Annotated in this window: 11 protein-coding genes; 3 read left to right on the top strand and 8 right to left on the bottom strand. The window is 67.0% G+C overall.

Annotation, left to right across the window (positions count from 1 at the left end; genetic code table 11):
- Nucleotides 1-121 precede the first annotated feature (121 nt).
- The 3 genes from CZ674_RS13445 to CZ674_RS13435 all read left to right on the top strand — a co-directional run bounded on the left by CZ674_RS13445 (nucleotide 122) and on the right by CZ674_RS13435 (nucleotide 3,450).
- Entirely contained in the window at nucleotides 122-988 is an 867-nt protein-coding gene (locus tag CZ674_RS13445) for an ABC transporter ATP-binding protein (protein ID WP_234988601.1), read from the top strand.
- The gene (locus CZ674_RS13440; RefSeq protein ID WP_086993025.1) at nucleotides 985-2,310 is read left to right on the top strand and encodes an FtsX-like permease family protein; all 1,326 of its coding nucleotides are present in this window, start codon (nucleotides 985-987) and stop codon (nucleotides 2,308-2,310) included. The genes CZ674_RS13445 and CZ674_RS13440 overlap by 4 nt, the downstream gene beginning before the upstream one ends.
- 204 nt (nucleotides 2,311-2,514) lie before the next feature.
- Complete coding sequence (locus tag CZ674_RS13435; RefSeq protein WP_086993024.1) at nucleotides 2,515-3,450, top strand: hypothetical protein; 936 nt, start codon at nucleotides 2,515-2,517, stop codon at nucleotides 3,448-3,450.
- 70 nt (nucleotides 3,451-3,520) lie between these two features.
- Here the strand turns inward: CZ674_RS13435 and CZ674_RS13430 are convergent, their stop codons facing one another.
- The 8 genes from CZ674_RS13430 to CZ674_RS13395 form a co-directional block, all read right to left on the bottom strand.
- Nucleotides 3,521-7,069, bottom strand: coding sequence for a proline dehydrogenase family protein (locus CZ674_RS13430; RefSeq protein ID WP_086993046.1), 3,549 nt, complete (start codon nucleotides 7,067-7,069; stop codon nucleotides 3,521-3,523).
- 1,481 nt (nucleotides 7,070-8,550) lie between these two features.
- On the bottom strand, nucleotides 8,551-9,201 hold the full coding sequence (locus tag CZ674_RS13425; RefSeq protein ID WP_086993023.1) for a biliverdin-producing heme oxygenase: 651 nt from the start codon (nucleotides 9,199-9,201) through the stop codon (nucleotides 8,551-8,553).
- A gap of 73 nt (nucleotides 9,202-9,274) precedes the next feature.
- Nucleotides 9,275-11,788 carry an Ig-like domain repeat protein gene (locus CZ674_RS13420; RefSeq protein ID WP_086993022.1) on the bottom strand — a complete coding sequence of 838 codons (2,514 nt, stop codon included), beginning with the start codon at nucleotides 11,786-11,788 and terminating at the stop codon, nucleotides 9,275-9,277.
- Nucleotides 11,789-11,826: 38 nt separating this feature from the next.
- On the bottom strand, nucleotides 11,827-14,199 hold the full coding sequence (locus CZ674_RS13415) for an HtaA domain-containing protein (RefSeq protein ID WP_086993021.1): 2,373 nt from the start codon (nucleotides 14,197-14,199) through the stop codon (nucleotides 11,827-11,829).
- The gene (locus tag CZ674_RS13410) at nucleotides 14,196-15,110 is read right to left on the bottom strand and encodes a hypothetical protein (protein WP_086993020.1); all 915 of its coding nucleotides are present in this window, start codon (nucleotides 15,108-15,110) and stop codon (nucleotides 14,196-14,198) included. The genes CZ674_RS13415 and CZ674_RS13410 overlap by 4 nt, the downstream gene beginning before the upstream one ends.
- Nucleotides 15,107-15,997 (bottom strand): heme ABC transporter ATP-binding protein, encoded by an 891-nt coding sequence (locus tag CZ674_RS13405; RefSeq protein WP_200810118.1) that lies wholly within the window; start codon nucleotides 15,995-15,997, stop codon nucleotides 15,107-15,109. Before CZ674_RS13405 ends, CZ674_RS13410 begins: the two co-directional genes overlap by 4 nt.
- Nucleotides 15,994-17,106 carry a FecCD family ABC transporter permease gene (locus CZ674_RS13400; protein WP_234988599.1) on the bottom strand — a complete coding sequence of 371 codons (1,113 nt, stop codon included), beginning with the start codon at nucleotides 17,104-17,106 and terminating at the stop codon, nucleotides 15,994-15,996. Before CZ674_RS13400 ends, CZ674_RS13405 begins: the two co-directional genes overlap by 4 nt.
- Entirely contained in the window at nucleotides 17,103-18,209 is a 1,107-nt protein-coding gene (locus CZ674_RS13395) for a heme/hemin ABC transporter substrate-binding protein (protein ID WP_086993019.1), read from the bottom strand. The genes CZ674_RS13400 and CZ674_RS13395 overlap by 4 nt, the downstream gene beginning before the upstream one ends.
- Between the last annotated feature and the right edge of the window lie 176 nt (nucleotides 18,210-18,385).

Here is an 18,385-nt window from a genome sequence, read left to right as displayed (position 1 = left end):
TCTGCAGAAGTCGAGCCGCGCATCCGTCTCGTACATCTCCCGGCTGATCTTCGTGCACCTGCAGTAGGGGATGCGCGGCTTTCGCTGGAGTCGCAGGTGCGGGCGGTGCCACGGTGAACACATGAACGACTTCCAGACTTCAGCCCAGCCGCAGCCGGCTGCCGCGCATCCGGCTTACGGAAACCCCAGCCCCGCCCAGCAGAACGCTGGCCCGGTGCAGAACCCGCTCGTCGCCGACACGGCAGACATCCAGCACATGCCGCGCGTGACCCCGTCGGCTCTGCAGGCTCGCGGGCTCGAGCTCTACTACGGCAAGGGCGGCGCCTCGACGCATGCGCTGCGCGGCGTCGACTTCGCTGTCGGGCAGCACGGACCCGAGGCCGTCGCCGTCATGGGCCCGTCGGGCTCGGGCAAGTCATCGCTGCTGCACGTGCTGGCCGGCATCCTGACGCCGAACAACGGCTCGGTCATGTGGCGCGACGAGGACATCGCGATGATGAAAGACGGTGCGCGCACACGCCTGCGACGCAGCGACTTCGGCTTCGTCTTTCAGTCGGGGCAGCTGCTGCCCGAGCTGTCGGCGGCCGAGAACGTGATGATTCCGATGCTGTTAGCCAAGACGCCTCGCGCACAGGCTCAGCGCCGCGCTCAGGGAATGCTGCATGCGCTCGGCCTCGGCGGCATGTTCGACAAGCGCCCCGGACAGCTCTCGGGTGGCCAGGCGCAGCGCGTCGCAATCGCCCGCGCACTCGTCACCGGCCCCGGACTCGTCTTCGCCGACGAGCCGACAGGCGCCCTCGACCAGGCGACCGGCGCATCCGTGCTGCAGCTGCTCACGCACCAGACCCTATCGCGCGGAGCCTCGCTCGTCGTCGTGACCCACGACCCCGCCGTCGCCCGCGCCTGCACCCGCACGGTGCGACTCGAAGACGGCATCATCGTCAGCGATGCACGGCACGACCAGCAGCCCGTCGGAGCAGCACGATGATCGCCGTCAAGCTGTGGGGGCGCTTTCTGCGCTCAACGGGGCTTCGGGCAACCGATGTGCTCGCGATCGTCGCCTTCGCCTTCGCGACCGCGGCGGCACTGCTGGTCGGCGGTGGCATCCTGGCCTTCTGGAACCGCACGCTCGCTGACCCGAGCGACTACGTGTCGAACAACACCGCTGTTCTCTCTCTCGTCGCAGGAGCCCTGCTGCTGCCAGCGATCTGGACCCTGTCGCAGTCGGCCGTGCGACTTGCGATCACGCGACGGGATGCGCGACTGGCGGCCCTGCGTCTCGTCGGCGCGACGCGTGGGCAGGTGGCCGGCATGACCGTGCTCGACACGCTGCTGCAGACGGTTTCGGGCGTCGTGCTCGGAATCGGCCTCTACTACGCCCTTGTGCCTGCGGTGTCGCTGCTGCCGTTCGGCGGTGCCGCGTTTGCCGGCCAAGAGCTTCTGCTGCCGATCGGCTACGTCGGCCTGGTGGTCGCCGCTGTGCTCTCCATTGCCCTCGTCTCTGCCATCAGCTCGCTCGTCGCGGTTTCGCTGTCACCCCTCGGAGTGGCGCAGCGCACCAAGGGCGCGAAGCCCAACCTGATTCGCATCGCGCTGCTCGTCGTCGTCGCCGGTGTGTGGATCGCCGTGACACAGTTCGCAGGGCTCGTGCCGGCCAACTTCATGACCGAGCAGGGCTGGATGATCTTCATGCTGGTCATGATGACGATGATGGGGGTCGCGATCGCCGTGATCGGACCGCTCGTCGTGTGGTTCATCGCGTTCCTGTTTGCGGCAGGGGCACGCAGCGCCCAGACACTGATCGCGGCGCGCACGATCTTGGACGACCCCCGCAGCTCGTTCAACACCGTCGGCCCTCTGGCGCTCGGCGTCATGGCGGGCGGGCTTGCGAGCCTGGCGTCGATGTTCAACGGTGTCGAAGACGGCGACCAGATGCTGACCGACCTCACCATTGGCGCGATGCTGACCGTCGCGATCGCAGGTGTGCTCGGGGCTGTCTTCGCCGGTGTCTCGCAGTCGGCGCGAATCCTCGACCGAGGTGATGCCTTCCGCAGCCAGCACCTCATGGGCATGGAGACCGGCGTTCTCGTGTCGAGCACGATGCGCGGCGCAGTGATTCCTGTGGCGACGCTGATCGGCACGTCGGTCGCGGGCACGCTGCTGCTGATGCTGCCGTTCATGGGCTTTCTGGCAGGCAATGCCACGCCGGTGCTCGTGTGGCTCGGCATCGTGGTGGCGGCAGTGGCTTTGATCATGCTCGCGACCTGGATCTCGACGCTGCTGCTGCCGCGGGTGACGCGCGTGGCTTGATGCGTGCGGGGGCTTTGGGCCTCCGTGAGATGGAAAAGTCCCGACGAGCTGGCATCTTGTCGGGACTTTTCCATCTCGAGACGCGGTCGCCGCCGTGCCCACAGCACGGCAGCACCAGTTGTCCACAGTTGCAGAGGCGTGCCGGTTCTCCACAGGCGGCCCGTTTTTCTGCGGGCGGCCGCAAGCATGCTGCACAGTGTCTGCATGTCAGAACCTCAATGGCTGCCCGCAGAGCTGCAGCGCCGGCCCTTCAGCCTGAGCGAAGCCGAATCGCTGGGCGTGGGCTCGAGCCGGCGCCACGGCAGCCAGCTCATTCGCCCATTTCGCGGCGTGCGCTCGACCAGCCCGGCAGATGCGCCGGTGTCGAGAGCACGAGACTACCTTCCGCGACTCAAACCGGGGCAGGCCTTTGCAGGTGTGACGGCAATCCGTCTGCTCGGACTCCCCTGGACGCGGCCCTGGAACTCAGACGAGCCAGTCGAGCTGGCGGTGACGTCAACGGCATGCCCACCGAAGAGTAAAGGCGTTCGCGGGCACAGGCTGGCTCCGCACCGTTTGCGGCCGATCATGCTGCACGGTCTCCCCGTGCTCGACCCGATCGCGGCTGTGCTGGATGTGGCAGACCGCTGCGCGCACGAACACCTCGTCGGGCTCTGCGACGCGCTGCTCACGCCGTCGCCCAGGTACCAGGGCCTCGCATTTCGGCCGATGTGCGCATCCGTCGATGAACGCGCCGAGCACGTGTCGTCATGGGGTGCGGATGCGCGCTCGACGCGGGTGCGCAAGGCACTCGAGCACGCGCGAGTGGGGGTCGACTCGCTGCCCGAGAGCGTGACGCGGCTGCTGTTCGAGAAGTCAGGGCTGCCCGAAGTGCAGATTCAGCTGCCCGTGCAGACCGATGTCGGAGAGCTGACCATCGACGGCGGCTGGAGCGCCCTTCGGTGCGGCTTCGAGTACGAGGGAATCCACCATCAGACCGACCGCGAGCAGTGGCTCTCAGACCTGGCTCGATTCGAAGCGCTGGCCCGGGCCGGGTGGAAGATCACTCGCGTCACGGCTCGAGATCTGTGGCACCAGAACCGGCCAGCGCTGCTGCATCGCACGCGGAAGAACCTCAGCGCCAACGGCTGGCGAGAGTAGGCGGCCGTGAGATGGAAAAGTCCCGACGAGATGCCATCTTGTCGGGACTTTTCCATCTTGCGGGGGCGGGCTAGAGCTTCAGCTTCGCAAAGTCCGCATCGAGGTTGCCATAGCGATGCGCCGTCACCGACACCGCCTGCTCGCGCAGGAACGGCAGCAGCTCAAGGTGCCCCTCAGTCGACACCGGCCCGTCGTAGACCGCCACGCGAACGCTGCCGCCCAGCACCTGGTGCAGCTTCGGGTCGCTGCCGGCGAGACGGATGCGGCGCACGGGCGAGCCTGCACGTTCGACGCCCTGCGCATCCGTCTGTGTGACCGGGGCGAGCGCCCCGCCAGCCGCAATGCGCTTGTGGAACTCGTCATCGGACTCGACCATGATGTGCTCCATGCGCAGCAGCGGCTCGTCGAGCTGCGCCAGCGAGGCGACAAGCGGCGGCAGCGGCTTCGACGACGAGATGCGAATGGTGGCTCCGGCGCGCGCTGCGGCCGCGAGCACGCGCATCAGCTGACCGATCGTGCCGTCGTCTGCGAGACGCACGAGCACCTCGTCTGACGGACGATAGCGCAGCACGTTGCGCTCGTACTCGAGCTGCGACTCGTCGACAGCGACGCCGAACTCGGCCTCCCACGCCCGCTGGTCGCTGTTGGCTCCGGCGCGCACTCGGTCGAACTCGAGGAAGTCGAGCTGCGGAGTCGCCGCCTCGATCACGGTCGCGACCGCGTGCGAGAGGCCGACGAGCTTGACGTTGCCCTTGGGCCGGTCGAACACCGGCTTCCAGTCGACGAGCGACGCGAGGTAGTTGGGCCCGCCCGCCTTGGCGCCGGGGCCGACCTGCGAGAGCTTCCAGCCGCCGAACGACTGCCTGCGCACGATGGCGCCGGTGATGCCGCGGTTGACGTAGAGGTTGCCTGCCTGCACGCCGTCGAGCCACTCGCGCACCTCAGCGACGTCGAGGGCGTGGATGCCCGCGGTGAGGCCGTAGTCGGTGCCGTTCTGCACCGCGAGCGCCTCTTCGAGCGTCTCGACCTCGATGATCGAGAGGTGCGGGCCGAAGAACTCGGTGAGGTGCGTGTACGAACCAGGCTGCACGCCGACGCGCACGCCGGGGCTCCAGAGTCGGCCTTCGCTGTCGAGGCGATGCGGCTCGACGAGCCATGACTCGCCTGTCTCGAGGGTGGTCAGCGCGCGCTCGAGCTTGCCCGAAGCGGGCTCGATGACGGGCCCCACGTGCACCTGCGGATCGGTCGGGTATCCGACTCGAAGCGTCTGCACGGCGTCGAGCAGCTGGCGCCTGAACTTCTCTGACTTGCCCACCGACCCCACGAGGATCAGCAGCGACGCAGCCGAGCACTTCTGGCCGGCGTGGCCGAAGGCGCTGTGCACGATGTCGTCGACGGCGAGGTCGAAGTCGGCCGAGGGCGTGACCGTGATGGCGTTCTTGCCGCTCGTCTCGGCGAAGATCGGCAGGTCGGGGCGCCATGAGCCGAACAGCTCGGCGGTCTCGCTCGAGCCGGTCAGAATCAGCCTGCCGACCGATTCGTGGCTGATGAGCCGCTGCGAGACCTCGCGGTCTTCGATGTCGCAGAGCACGAGCACCTCGCGCGGAACACCCGCCTCCCACAGCGCCTCGCACAGCACGGCAGCCGTGCGTCGGGCGAGGTGCGCGGGCTTGATGATGACGGTCGAGCCGGTCGCGAGCGCCGCCACGATGCCGCCGACGGGAATCGCGGTCGGGAAGTTCCAGGGCGGCACAACCAGCGTCAGGTCGACCGCGACCGGCGTCGCGTGCTCGAACTGCTCGAGCCGCACGGCCTGGTCGCCGTAGTAGCGGCAGAAGTCGATGGCCTCTGAGACCTCGGGGTCGCCCTCGGCGACCGTCTTGCCGGTCTCGGCTGCCATGACTTCGATCAGGCGCCCCCGGTACGCACCCAGCGTGACCGCAGCGTCGTAGAGAATGGCGCGCCGCGCATCCGCCCCCCGCTCGCGCCACGCGGGCGCCGCCTCGATGATCTTGCGCACTCGGCGGTCGAGCGTCGGCACGTCGTCGATGTGGTTGCGGCTGAGCGTCGCATTGCCGAGTTCGCTGACGGATGCGCGATCAAGCACCCGAGACGCCCATTCGCGGTTCGCGGCCTTCGAGGGGTCGGTGTCGGGCTCGTTGAAGAAGCCGTCGTGCTCGGACGGGTCGGCGACGGCGATCGAGAGGCTGCCGCTGCGATCCTGCTGGCGGTTCGATGCCGGGGCACCGTCTGCGTCTTGCGCACGCAGCAGGTCGATGGAGTCGAGGAAGCGATCGCGCTCCTGCTCGAACGCCTCGAGGCTCTCGCCGATCTCGAATCCGCGGCTCATGAAGTTCTCGCCCGAGGCGTTCTCTTCGAGGCGGCGCACGAGGTACGCGACCGCGCTGTCGAAGTCGCGCGGCTGCACGACCGGCGTGTAGAGCACGACGTTCGGCACCTCGCGCTGCAGCGCCTCGAGGTGGTCGGAGGCCATGCCCAGCAGCATCTCGAAGTCGATGCGGTCGCGCACGCCCGAACGGGTGGCGAGCTCGACGCCGTATGCCAGGTCGAACAGGTTGTGGCTGGCGATGCCGATGCGAACGGCTTCGGCATTCTCGGGTCTCAGCGCGAACTCGAGCACGCGCTTGAAGTTGGCATCTGCCGAAGCCTTCGACTCGACCGGCGCGAGAGGCCAGCCGTGCAGCTTCGACTCGACGCGCTCCATGGCCAGGTTGGCGCCCTTGACGACGCGCACCTTGATCGGGGCGCCGCCGGATGCCACGCGAGCCTGCGCCCACGCGGTGAGATCCTGCAGGGCACCGAGAGCATCGGGCAGATAGGCCTGCAGCACGATGCCGGATTCGAGGCCGCGCAGCTCGGGCTGCGACATGACGTGCTTGAACACCGCGATCGTCAGGTCGAGATCGAGGTACTCCTCCATGTCGAGGTTGATGAACTTCGGCGTGGGGCTGTTCGCCGCCATGCGATAGAGCGGCATGAGTCGCTCAGCCACGCGCTGCACCGTCTGCTGGAACGCCCACGGGTTCAGCTGCGGAGCCAGCGCCGAGACCTTCACCGAGACGTAGTCGACGTCGTCGCGCGACAGCAGCGTCATGGTGCCGTCGAGGCGCCGCTCGGCCTCCTGCTCGCCCAGCACCGCCTCGCCCAGCAGGTTGACGTTGAGCCGCACGCCGCTCTCGCGGACCTTCGCGAGCCGCTTGCCGAGCTTGTCGGACGTCGCATCGATCACGAGGTGCGAGACGAGCTTGCGCAGTGCGCGCTTCGCGATCGGCACGACCATTCCGGGTGCGAGCAGGCCGAAGCCGCCGCCCATGCTGATGCCGAACTTGAGGTACCAGTCGAGGAAGTCGGGGATGTCGCGGCTCAGCCGCTCGAACTCACGCGCTGCCGCCTGGTTGTCTTCTGTGCGCACGACCCGGTCGACGAAGCGAATCGCGAAATCGAGGCCCTTGGGGTCGTCGAGCAGCTTGGCCAGCCTTTCGGAGGCCGCATCGCGCCGCATGTTGGGGTTGCGCTGCGAGATCCAGCCGCGCACGCGGTTGATGGCGGCCTGAGCGATCTCGTCTTCTGTGTCGGGCTCGGTGGCGCGCAGGATCATGCCGCGCTGCTGGGCCCGCTCGTTCGCCAGATGCTTCGCCTGCTCACTCGCCATCGGCGGAGCCGACTGCTCCGGCGGCACGAGCGAGCCGGACGGTCCCTGCCCGGCAAGCGACTGCGCGGCATCCTCACCCGGATGCGTCGCGTACGGCAGCCCCGGCCCCTCGCCGTACACGGGCGCGTTCGGGTACAGGAACTCGCCGTCAGCCGCCGGCCGCTGCTGCGCGGGATCGAACTGTGCGGCGTCGTACTCCTGCGAATGAGGAGCCTGAGGGGCGGATGCGGCGGTCCCGCCAGCAGGAAGCGCCTGTCGGTGATCACCCGCAGGCAGAGCGCTCTGCCCGGGAATCGGCGTCGGGTGCTGGCCGGTGAGGCGCGGATGCTGCCCTGTGAGGCGCTGGTGCTCAGCGGTCGCGTTCTGCTGCATCGAGGCGAACATGGCCTTCGCATCGCTCAGCTTCGTCGGGTCCAGATTGATCTCGCCTGTCTCGAGCTGCGACCAGGTTGCGGATTCGGTGTCGGATGCGGGCTCGGCTGCCTGCGCTGGTTCGTCTGCTGGGTCCTCCAGCAGCGCGTTGAACTCCGCGTTGATTCTGGTGAGCTTCGCAGTGTCGGACTCGGGCTTCGGAGGCGGCGGCACGTCGTCGGCGACCTCTTCAGCCTCGAAGACCTGCTCGACCTGCTGGTGGCTGTGGTCAGCTGGCTCAGAGGGCTCGGGAGCTGCAGGCGGCTCGGGATCCTGGCCGTAGGCGGGCGAGGAGGTGACGAAATCAGGCTTCTGCTCGATGTCGAATCCCTGCGGGGTTCCCCAGGACTCCGGCGCGGTCTTGGGCTGGGAGCCCCGATTCGGCTCAGGAGTAGAAGGATGCGCGTACTGCACATCGACGACTTCGACATCCTCGTCGTAGTCAGCGGTGTCGTCCCGGGGAGGCTCCACGGGCGACGGCCCCGATGTAGGCACGGGTGGCTGCGGGGCCGGTGCAGGTTCGACCGATTCCGGCTCGGCGGGCTCCTCCGGCTGCGGCAGCGGCTCGACGTAGTCGGTCTCGCTCGCGTAGGAGACCTCGACGATGTCCGGCTCGTCGCCCTCGAGGTCGCGCACGATCTCGGTGTCGCCGCCTCGGGCCAGTTCGCCCTCGCCTGGCTCGCTCTGCTCATCCGAAGCGTCGTCGGTCAGCCAGAAGGCTTCGCCTTCACCGCCGGCGGCAACTCCCGGATCTCCGAAGTCTTCGGCCAGCGACCATCCGCTGGTCTCGGCCTCCTGCGGAGCCTCATCAGCCCCGCTCTCAAGGCGTGCGGCGAGGTCTTCGACCCCGTCGTTCGTGCCCTCGGCATCGCTTCGACCCGGATTCTTCGAATCATGCATGTGCCCATGGTAGAAGTCGCGGGCGACTTGGCGCTCAAAAACACGCAAGAGCGGGGGTCCGAGTGGATTATCCACACGAGCCCCCACTCAGCCGTGATTCTGTGCACCGGTGCCGCTCAGAGCACCGAGTTCAGCTCCTGCCCGGCCTGATTGTTGAAGTCGTAGGCGAGGCGCACCTCGTCTTCGAGCTCGCGAATCTGCTCGTCAGAGAAGCCGGCCGCGTCGAGGGCGGCCCGGTACTCGTTCTTGAACTCCGGAATGCTCTCGATCTCAGGGAAGTCGTAGAACTCGGCACCCTTGCGGTCGCTGAGCCCGTATGCTTCGCGGTGCATGGCCGCGATCATCTGACCGCCCGAGAGGTCGGCGAGATACCGCGTGTAGTGGTGCGCAACGAACAGGTGAGGCTGGTCGCCGACCTCCTGGATCCGCTCGACATACCGTTTGGTCGTCGGCGTCGGCTCGATCTGCGACCGCCAGTCTGCCCCCAGCCAGTGCTCGAGGTCGCGCTCGATCGCGGGCAGCCGAATCAGCTCGGGAAACGCAAACGCAAAGTCGGGGTCTCGCTCGAGGTGCTCAGCCAGCTTCGCCTCGATCGCCTCGTAGACGAAGAAGTGCAGCGCAGCCTGGGCCGCAACCTGCGCGCCAGTCAGGCCGCCGTGCAGGTAGCGTTCGCCGTAGCGACCGTCGGTCTGATCGTCGTCGGGCTGCCGGTGGCCGCCGAAGGAGACAGCGCGAAGTCGGGCCGAGAGTGTTGTGGTGTCAGTCATGAGGACTCCTGTGCAAGAAGAATTCTGCGGATGGACAGGGCCCGGCCGCGTGCAGCGACCGGGCCCCGAATGGCTACTGGGTGCGACCGCGACGTGCGAAGAGCACGCCTCCGCCGACCAGCATCATTCCTGCGAGCGCGATGGCGAGCAGGCCAGGTGCCACACCGGTGTTCGGCAGCTTGCCGTCAGCATCCGGTGAGGTGGGAGCGGGCGCGTCGGTCGGACCGCCTGACTCACCCGGGTTGCCTGGGTCCACCGGGTCAGTGGGCTCCACAGGGTCGGTCGGGTCAACCGGATCCGTCGGGTCGACAGGGTCCGTCGGGTCGACAGGATCGGTCGGGTCAACAGGGTCAGTCGGGTCAACAGGATCGGTCGGGTCGACCGGCAGATCCGAGACCGTCAGGGTTGCCGCATCCGACACAGCCTCGCCGAACTCGTTCACGAGCGAAATGCGGAACTGAGCGTCTGCGACCGACTCGTCGACCGTGAACGACAGCGTTGCGATGTACTGCGGCAGACCGTCTGCAGTCGGCTGGGCGCCGCGTGCGGTGTCGGCCTGGTCGAGACGCAGCTCTTCGCCGACGTTGACCCACTCGTCTGCACCTGCTGCAAGCATCTGCCACTGAGCAACCGGTGCCGGGCTGCCGGTCACGATGGTCTCGAGCGTCACGCGCTCACCGAGCTTCGCGGTGACGTCCTCGGGGTGCGAGATCACTTCTGGAGCAGCCTCAACAGCTGCCGAGGTGACCGTGACCGTTGCGGCAGCCGACTCGGCCGAGCCGGCCTCGTTGGTCGCCACGATGCGGAACTGCGCGCCGTCCTGCTCTGCAGCTGCGGTGAATGCGTAGGTCGTCGACGTTGCGCCGTCGACGTCGACCCACTCGCCGTCAGTCAGCTGCTGCCATTGCACTGTGGGCTCAGGCGAGCCCGCGACCTCAGCCGACAGCTCGACATCCTCGCCCGGGGCGGCCACGACGTCTGCCGGATCGGTGACGATCGAAGGTGCGATCGCAACCTCTTCTGTCGAGTACGACAGCGTGAACGGACGCGGCTTCTTGTACTGGTCTCCTGACGAGCCCGATCCGTAGAAGAACGAGCGAACGCCCGAGTAGATCTGCGCGGTGAACTCGTTGGGGTACGAGGCGTCGATGCCGCCTGCCCAGGTGCCCTCGTCGGTCTCGCCCTCCCAGTTGGGAGCGATCTCGAACGACACCTGGCCGTTCTCGTCTGCCGTAACGTCTGCGCCACTGAAGGTCGCGATCGTGGTGCGGCCGGGGCCGTACTGATAGTCAGCCATGCCCTCGACCGTGAAGTAGCCGGAGAAGTCAGCGGTGATGTAGCCGTCACCAGCTGCGTTCACGTGCACCTGCACATCCTTGAAGTTCCACTGGTTGGCGGAACCCGAGGTGATGCGCGCGGTGCCTTCGAACGAGATCACCGTGTTGCCGTCCGCATCCTGCTGCGCGATGCCTTCCGAGAAGGTGAAGAGGCGGTTGGTGTTCTCGTATGGCTCACCGGGCACGGTCTCGGGAACGCTGACGTTGCCGTCGATCGCTTCCTTGTCGAACCAGTAGCCGACCGTGTTGTACATGTTGGCGATGGTCCAGTCGAGCTGCGCACCCTCGCCTTCTGCGACCGTCGCGCCGAGCTCGATGTCTGCGATGCTGCGGGCCAGGTCGACCACAACGTAGCTGCGCGAACTGCTCTCTGATCCCAGGAACTGCTCGGAGTCGCTGGTGAACTGTGCCGTGATCGCACGAGGTCCGCCGGCGACCCAGGCGTCGGTCGTCAGCGTTGCTTCGCCGTCTGCCACCTCAGCGGTGCCGAGGCTCGTGTCGCCGTCGAAGAACTCGACCGATCCGGTCGCCTCAGCAGGAGAGACGGATGCGGTGAGCGACTCTTCCTCGCCGAGGAAGTAGGTCGGGAAGTCACCGACCGGCTGCGGTGCAACGGTGACCGTTGTCTCGACAGCGGTCGACTCCTCTTCGAACGTCACGGGCACGAATGCCTCGACGCCGGCGTTGCGCTGGCCGTGAGCGCCGATGGTGATGACGCCGCACTGGTCGACGAAGCAGTCGATCTCGTTGCCCATCTGGCTCTCGAAGACCGCGCCGGGAATCGTCAGCTCTGCGCTCCAATTGCCGTCGGCATCCATCGTCGGGAGCCCTGGCTCGGTCGTGTTGCCCGGGTAGCTGACCATGCTCTGGTACAGGCCAGCACCGGGAGCGTAGTCATAGTTCTGCCCGATCAGACCGCCAGCGGAAGGCGTCCAGCTGTGTTCGTCGCTGGCATCCTTCGGCGTGACGACGCCGAACAGCAGGTACGCCCCGCCGAACGACGAGCCGTTGTTGCTGGTGGCGAAGCCCGAGCCGGTGAGCGAGAGCGTGCTGTCGCCGTCAGCGACGAGGTTCTCGCCGGGCGCGACGTTCACCTGTGCGCCACTCGGGCCTGTGCCGGTTGATGATCCGGACGGATCTGCGACTGCCGCCGGCATCGCGAATCCGACCGTCATGACTGCAGCCGTGCCGAGCGCTGCCAGGGCCTTGGCCCCGGTGCGTCTCGGGGGCCGCTGAGCCATTTCGAACATGGGTGTTCCTTTCGGTTATATGGAGGAGTGTCCGGCGATTACCGGCGCGAAGAGAATCGAGGAGCCGCCCAGAGCATCGAGAGTCCGAGCACTCCGAGGGCGATGATCAGAGCGGATGCGAACAGCAGCGTGCGTCCGTCGTTCTGCGACTGCAGCACGGCGGTGTTGACGCCGTTGCCCGTGACGGTGTTGCCAGTGGCATTGCCGCTGGTGCCACCGTCGCCCGCTGCGGCACCGGGGCGTGCGTCGTCGTCGATCGACGACCCATCCGCGTCGAAGAACACTGGCGTGAACACCTCGGCACCGGCATTCGCCTGGCCGTGCGCACCGATCGTGATGACACCGCACTGCACCTCGTAGCAGTCGATCTGCTGGTTGAAGGCGGTGAACTGCGACGCTGCGATCGTGTACTCGGCCTCCCAGTTGCCGTCGGCATCCATCTCTGGGAAGCCCGGCGTCGTGGTGTTGCCCGGGTAGCTGACGATGCTCTGGTTGTCTTCGCCTTCGATGTAGACGTAGGTGAAGCCGGTCGTGCCGCCCTTCGACGGAGCCCAGTCGGTGCCGGCATCGGGGTCGATCCAGCCGAACAGGATGTACGCGCCGCCGAAGTTGCTGCCGGCAGCGTTCTGGGTCGGGTAGCCCTCTCCGGTCAGCGTGACGACCTGGCTCTTGTCGGCCAGTTCGTACGCGGGTGACACGGTCAGCGTTGCGCCAGCCTCGTTGGTGCCGGTGCTCTCGCCGTGCGGGTTCTTTTCGGTCGATGGAGGCGTCGTCTTGCCATCGTCGTTGTCGTCGATCGGCTCGGGCTGCTCGTAGATGAACGGAGCCCAGCCGACGACGTCACCGGCGGCGTTGACGATCGCCAGGGTGTGGTCGCCCTCAGCGAGATCGCCGGGGAGGCGCACGTCGATGCGTCCTGCGTCGTTAACGCGAACCCATCCGGCGAACTGCGGGTCAGACAGCACGACGGCGCCGATCCACGAGCCGGCCAGGTCATCCGGCACCTGAGCAGTCAGATTCGTCGTTCCGACGTTCAGGATCGACACCTGTCCGCGGTTCGCGTCAGTGAGGTCGGCCAGCGTCGGCAGCTGCTCAGGAGCCGAGACAGGAGGCTCATCCGAGTCGCCGCGCGGCGGCCAGTCCGATTCGTCCTGGCCCGTGAAGTAGACCGGGGTGTAAGCCTCGTTGTCGGCGTTGATCACGCCATGCGCGCCGAATGAGAAGACGCCGCACTGCGATGCGAGGCAGTCGATCTCGCCGCCGCCGAAGAACGACGGAATCGCTGCGCCAGGAACCTCGACGGTGAACGACCAGTAGCCGCTCGCATCCATCATGGCGTCTGCGACTTCGCCGTCTGCGCTGTTCTGGTGGGCGACGAATCGGGGGCTGCCGTAGTCGAGGTCAGCACCGGGGCCGGTGAATCCGCCCTTGCTGCGGCGCCACTCCTCGGTGCCCGGGTTCGCTGCCTGGCCGAAGCCGACGTAGATGCCGCCCGAGCCGGTGCCCGGTTCTGTTGCGGGGCCGGGGTTGAAGTTGAAGCCCTCGATGCGCACGAGCGTCGCACCGTCGGCATCGAGCGCGTAGCCCGGGGTGACGGTGATGTACGACTCGGTGCCGCTGAGCGGTTCGCCCTGGCTGACGCCGTAGGCGACCTCATCGTTCGGATCCGGGTCGACGGTCGGGGTCGGCACCGGGTCTGTGGGCTCGGGGTCGGTCGGCTCAGGATCTGTAGGCTCAGGGTCCGTCGGCTCGGGATCCGTTGCCTCACCCTCGGTCACCAGCGACGCGGATGCGTCATCGACCATGTCGTTCGGGGGCCCGTAGGTCGGCGCCCCGCCGAGCTTCGGCAGGTGCTCGTCCCACGCGGCTGTCGAGAAGAGGCCGTCGGTGAGATTGAGCGAGACTGAGCCGTCTGCGACAGCGATCGTGTCGCCATCGACCGGGTAGGACGCCAGAACGACGTCGGCCGTCGGCTCCTTGGTGTTGAAGCTCTCGGTCATGTCGACGACGATGTCGGCGCTCTCGCCATCGATCTGCACACGCAGGTTGTCGAACCAGAGCCACGATTCGCCGAAGCCGAGCATCTCGACCTCGCCGTCGAACGAGACCTCCGCGGTCCCCTGCGACTCGTTCGCCCATCCGCTCGCTTTCGAGAAGACGATGGCCGAGTCACCCGTTGTGTAGGTGGCGCCGTTGTACGCAGAGATCGACCCCTCGGTGTGGTCGAAGTTCTCGAGGTAGTTGCGAATGGATGCGCGAATGCCCCATTCGAACGTGCCGTCGGTCACCTGCACGTCACCGTCGGCGGCTGCCGCCGGCTGTGCGCCTGTTCCTGCGAGGCCGATGCCTGCCAGGCCGAGCGCTGCCACCAGCGCTCCCCCGACGGTTGCTGATCTGAGTCTGCTGATCATGCCCCGTCTCCTCTCTCTTGATCTGTTCCCTCTGCTGTCTCTTGGCTCGCGCCGGCAACGGCCGGCTTGCGGCTGCGAACGATGAGCAGCACGACCGCACCCAGCAGCAGCGCCACCGCTGCGCCGAGCACGATGAAGATCCAGGTGCTGGCCCCGCTCTCGTCGGCAGTCGCGACCTGCTGGTCGGCATCACCCTGCCCGCCGCCGTCGCCTTCTGCGTCGGCTTCGACGTCTGCTGCCTCTGCCGTCTCCGTCGGTGACGGAGCCTCGGGCTCATCGGCTTCTGAGTCACCGCCGGGCACTTCGAGCACGGTCGCCTCATCGTCGAAGTTCTGCGTGGGCGTCGTGCCGTCGAACGTGATGGGCGTGAACGACTCGTTGTTGGCGTTCCAGAGTCCGTGCGCGCCGATCGTGATGATGCCGCACTGCACGACCTTGCAGTCGATCTGCTGGCCCTGCTGGTTCTGACCGTCGTGCGGGTTGCCGAAGCTCGCCTCGAAGACGCTGCCGGGAATCCGCATGGTTGCGCTCCAGCTGCCGTCCGCCCTGATCATGCCGTTGGCTGCCTCGGCAGAGTCTCCACCCTCGAAGGCGACCAGCAGCTGCGCGCCGCTCGTGCCCGCGTACGCGAAGGTCGTGCCGGACTTGCCGCCCTGGCTCGGCTTCCATGAGCCGCCAGACGGGTCGGTGACTGCCCCGAAGAACACGTACACGCCGCCGGGCGCATTCGGCTGGTACTGGAATCCGCTGCCGGTCAGCGTGACCTCGGTGGCAGAATCCGAGCTCGGCGCCGGCGACACCGAGACCTGGGCCGCAGCCTGCGCGGGGGTCGCTGGCGTGATGCCTGCAAGCACCAGCGCTGCGGCCGATGCCGCGATGACGGTACGAAGTGCGGCGGATGCGCGCATCATTGATCCTCCAGGGTCGAGCCGCCGAGGTCGGCGGGGGCTGTCGTGGCTGCCGACGTGTCGGCGTAGCGCTCTGGGACGATGTGCAGCTCAGTGCCGCCATCGGCTGCGGGCTGCTGCAAGACACGAATCGGATGCGCGTACACCGAAGAGAGCGTCTCGCTGTCAAAGACCTCGGCAGGCGTGCCGTGCGCGATGCACGAGCCGTGCGAAAGCAGCACGACGCGGTCGGCGTAGGCGGCGGCTGCGGCCAGGTCGTGCAGCACGATGCAGACCGCAGCGCCCTCTCGCGCAACCCTCCTGGCTGTCGCCAGGACGAGCTCCTGGTAGTTGACGTCGAGTGCGGCGGTCGGCTCGTCGAGGAAGATCAGGCCGGTGCGCTGGGCGAGCACCCTCGCCAGCGATACGCGGGCCCGCTCGCCGCCCGAGAGCGAACCGAAGGTGCGGTCCGCGAACTGCAGCGAGTCGGTTCTAACGAGCTCCTCGCCGATGATCCGCTCGTCTTCGCGCGGACTCGTGATGCGCTGCCAAGGAGCCCGCCCCATCGCGACGATCTCGATCACTTTGAACGGGAAGGTCACGATGTTGTCCTGTCGCAGCACGGCGCGACGCAGTGCAAGCTCAGCACTCGACCACTTCGCGGCCTGCCTGCCGTCCAGCTCGACCGAGCCCGAGTATCCGAGGTCCCCCGCCAGCGCAGCCAGCAGGGTCGACTTGCCTGCGCCGTTCGGGCCGACCAGCGCGACGATCTCGCCAGCGCGGATCTCGATGTCGATGCCGCTGACAATGCGCTGGCCGCCGAGGTCGACGCTGACGTCGGTGCCTCGCAGGGCGACGTCGCCGAATGCCGGTCGCTCGGGGGCGACCTTCGGTGCGAGGAGCAGACTCATGCCCATCCTCCCGTCCGACTGCGCTGACGACGCAGCAGGTAGAAGAAGAACGGGCCGCCGATCAAGGCCGTGATCATGCCGATGGGCAGCTCGGCATACGGCACCGCGGTGCGAGCGACGAGGTCGGCGAGCGTCAGCATCGCCGCTCCTCCGGGGATGCTCGCAGCGATCAGCAGGCGGTGGCTGGGCCCGGCGACCATGCGGATCAGGTGCGGCACCACGAGCCCGACGAAGCCGATGATGCCTGCGAACGACACGGCCGAAGCGGTGAGCACGGCGACGATCACGATCGCGACGACGCGGAGCTTCTCGATGTCGACGCCCAGGTGCCTGGCAGCGTCATCGCCGAGGGCCAGCAGATCGAGCTGTCGCATGAGGGGGATGATCGCGATCACGCCGATAAGCACCAGCGGCAGCACTGCGCCGACCTGGAACCACAGCGAGCCCGCGAGCGAGCCCATCTGCCAGAACACGATCTGCTCACGCTGGTTGGTGTCGGCCGCGAAGGTCATGAAGGCCAGGCCCGCTCCGGCGACGGCGTTGACCGCGATGCCGGTGAGGATGAGGGTGATGACCTCAGTGCGGCCGTTCGAGCGTGAGAACGCGTAGACGAAGAACGTCGTCAGCAGCGCAGTGACGAATGCCGCGCCGGGAATCGCAATCGAGCTGAGCGCCCCGATGCCGGTGACGATCGCGAGGCTTGCGCCCACTGCCGCACCCGAGGAGACGCCGATGATGCCGGGGTCGGCAAGAGGGTTGCCGAAGATGCCCTGCATCACAGCTCCCGCCGCCGCCAGCGCACCGCCGACGAGCACGGTCAACACGACGCGCGGCAGCCGCACCTCCCACAGCGCACCGTCGATGTACAGCGCATCCGGACTCGTGCATCCGAGTCCCAGCTTGCGACAGAACGAGCCGAATATCTCCGGGATGGAAATTGGCAGCTGCCCGATCGCGACCGACAGCAGCACGCCGATGATGAGGGTCACGCCGATGACCGTCAGCAGCAGTGCGGCTCTGCGTCGCGATACGGGCAGCTGCACCGGCTTCGTGGGCAGGTCAAGCAGTCGCGGTGCCTGAGATGGCGCCTGCAGCGCCAGTTTCGTCACGGCTGCACCTGCGGGGTATCACGGTAGATCGCCTCGGCGAGGGCGAGCAGGATCTCTGGCGTGCGCGGGCCCCAGCTGAACATCTCGTAGTCGCTCATGTCCACGACGCGCTCACGCTGCCCGGCCGGCGTCTGTGCGATGCCGGGGATGGTCATGAGGCCGTCGATGCCGCCGACCGACTCGAGCCCGAGCGTCAGCATGAGAATGAGATCGGGCTCGAGCTTGATGAGCCCCTCTGCCGTCAGGTTGCCGCTGGTCCAATTCTCTTCTCCGGCGACATCGACACCGCCCATGGCATCGATCAGCACGCCCGCGATGCCCGTGGTGCCATCGGGGTTGTTGCCGTACATGTAGTAGACGCCTGCCTGGCCGCGCATGTAGAGGAAGACCATGCGCACCTTGTCACCTTCTGCGTCAGGCGCCATGTCTTGAATCGCAGCGATCGTCGCATCGAGACGGCTGTCGAAGTCGGCCTGGTACTGCTTGCCGAGCTCGGGCACGCCCAGCGCTTCTGACACGTCACCGATCAGCCGACTGATGTCTTCGAAGCCCTCTGCCGGCTTGAAGAACACCACGGGTATGCCCGCGTTGCGCATCTGCAGCTGCACGTCGTACGGACCGATGCTGTAATCGGTCAGGATGAGGGTGGGACGCAATGCCAAAATTGCCTCAGCATTGAGTGTGTGATTGTCCATGACAATAGGCAGATCCTTGGCTGAGTCGAAGCCCGTCGTGACGTCGCGACCGACCACCTGATCGCCGAAGCCCAGACCGAAGACGACGGATGCGAGCCCGCCCGAGCCATCAAGGGCAAGAATCCGGCTGGTGTCGGTGATCTGAGTGTCCACGTCATCCAGCCCCGTGAAGGTGACCGGCAGATCAGGCTGCGGGTCATCGATGATCGGAGTGATGTCGGTCGAGTCAAGGATGGCCGTGTCAGGCCCCTCAAAGAACCTTGCGCCCTGAGAATCCGCGGAATCCGTGCTCGCAACATCGGGCCCACCGGTGAACAGGGAGCACGCTGAGAGGGTTGCAAGCAGCACAGCAGACAGCAGGATCGGAATGATCCTGCCGCGAGCCGCGCTGGACGGTCGACGCTTCATATTAGGTGAGGCTAGCCTAACTACAGCTCTTGTGGCAAGCACTCAAATAAGGATAGCCTTACCTAAACCAGGTTCACCGCCATCAGTGGCATGCCGCTTCCGGCATACCACTGAACCGGTGCATTCTGCGTGCCCGCAAACAACGCTTTCAGCTGGAGGTTATGTGCTGATTCAGG

The organism is Agrococcus casei LMG 22410 (assembly GCF_900163565.1).
In the GTDB taxonomy this organism is placed as follows: domain Bacteria; phylum Actinomycetota; class Actinomycetes; order Actinomycetales; family Microbacteriaceae; genus Agrococcus; species Agrococcus casei.
The sequence above is the reverse complement of the archived record's forward strand: the minus strand, read 5'-3'. Positions and strand labels throughout refer to the sequence as shown.

Bases quoted from the DNA above. Each gene is read 5' to 3' on its own strand.
- CZ674_RS13410 (WP_086993020.1), bottom strand. From the start codon at position 15,110: ATGATGCGCGCATCCGCCGCACTTCGTACCGTCATCGCGGCATCGGCC.
- CZ674_RS13395 (WP_086993019.1), bottom strand. From the start codon at position 18,209: ATGAAGCGTCGACCGTCCAGCGCGGCTCGCGGCAGGATCATTCCGATC.
- CZ674_RS13445 (WP_234988601.1), top strand. From the start codon at position 122: ATGAACGACTTCCAGACTTCAGCCCAGCCGCAGCCGGCTGCCGCGCAT.
- CZ674_RS13425 (WP_086993023.1), bottom strand. From the start codon at position 9,201: ATGACTGACACCACAACACTCTCGGCCCGACTTCGCGCTGTCTCCTTC.
- CZ674_RS13435 (WP_086993024.1), top strand. From the start codon at position 2,515: ATGTCAGAACCTCAATGGCTGCCCGCAGAGCTGCAGCGCCGGCCCTTC.
- CZ674_RS13405 (WP_200810118.1), bottom strand. From the start codon at position 15,997: ATGAGTCTGCTCCTCGCACCGAAGGTCGCCCCCGAGCGACCGGCATTC.
- CZ674_RS13430 (WP_086993046.1), bottom strand. From the start codon at position 7,069: ATGATCCTGCGCGCCACCGAGCCCGACACAGAAGACGAGATCGCTCAG.
- CZ674_RS13415 (WP_086993021.1), bottom strand. From the start codon at position 14,199: ATGATCAGCAGACTCAGATCAGCAACCGTCGGGGGAGCGCTGGTGGCA.
- CZ674_RS13440 (WP_086993025.1), top strand. From the start codon at position 985: ATGATCGCCGTCAAGCTGTGGGGGCGCTTTCTGCGCTCAACGGGGCTT.
- CZ674_RS13420 (WP_086993022.1), bottom strand. From the start codon at position 11,788: ATGTTCGAAATGGCTCAGCGGCCCCCGAGACGCACCGGGGCCAAGGCC.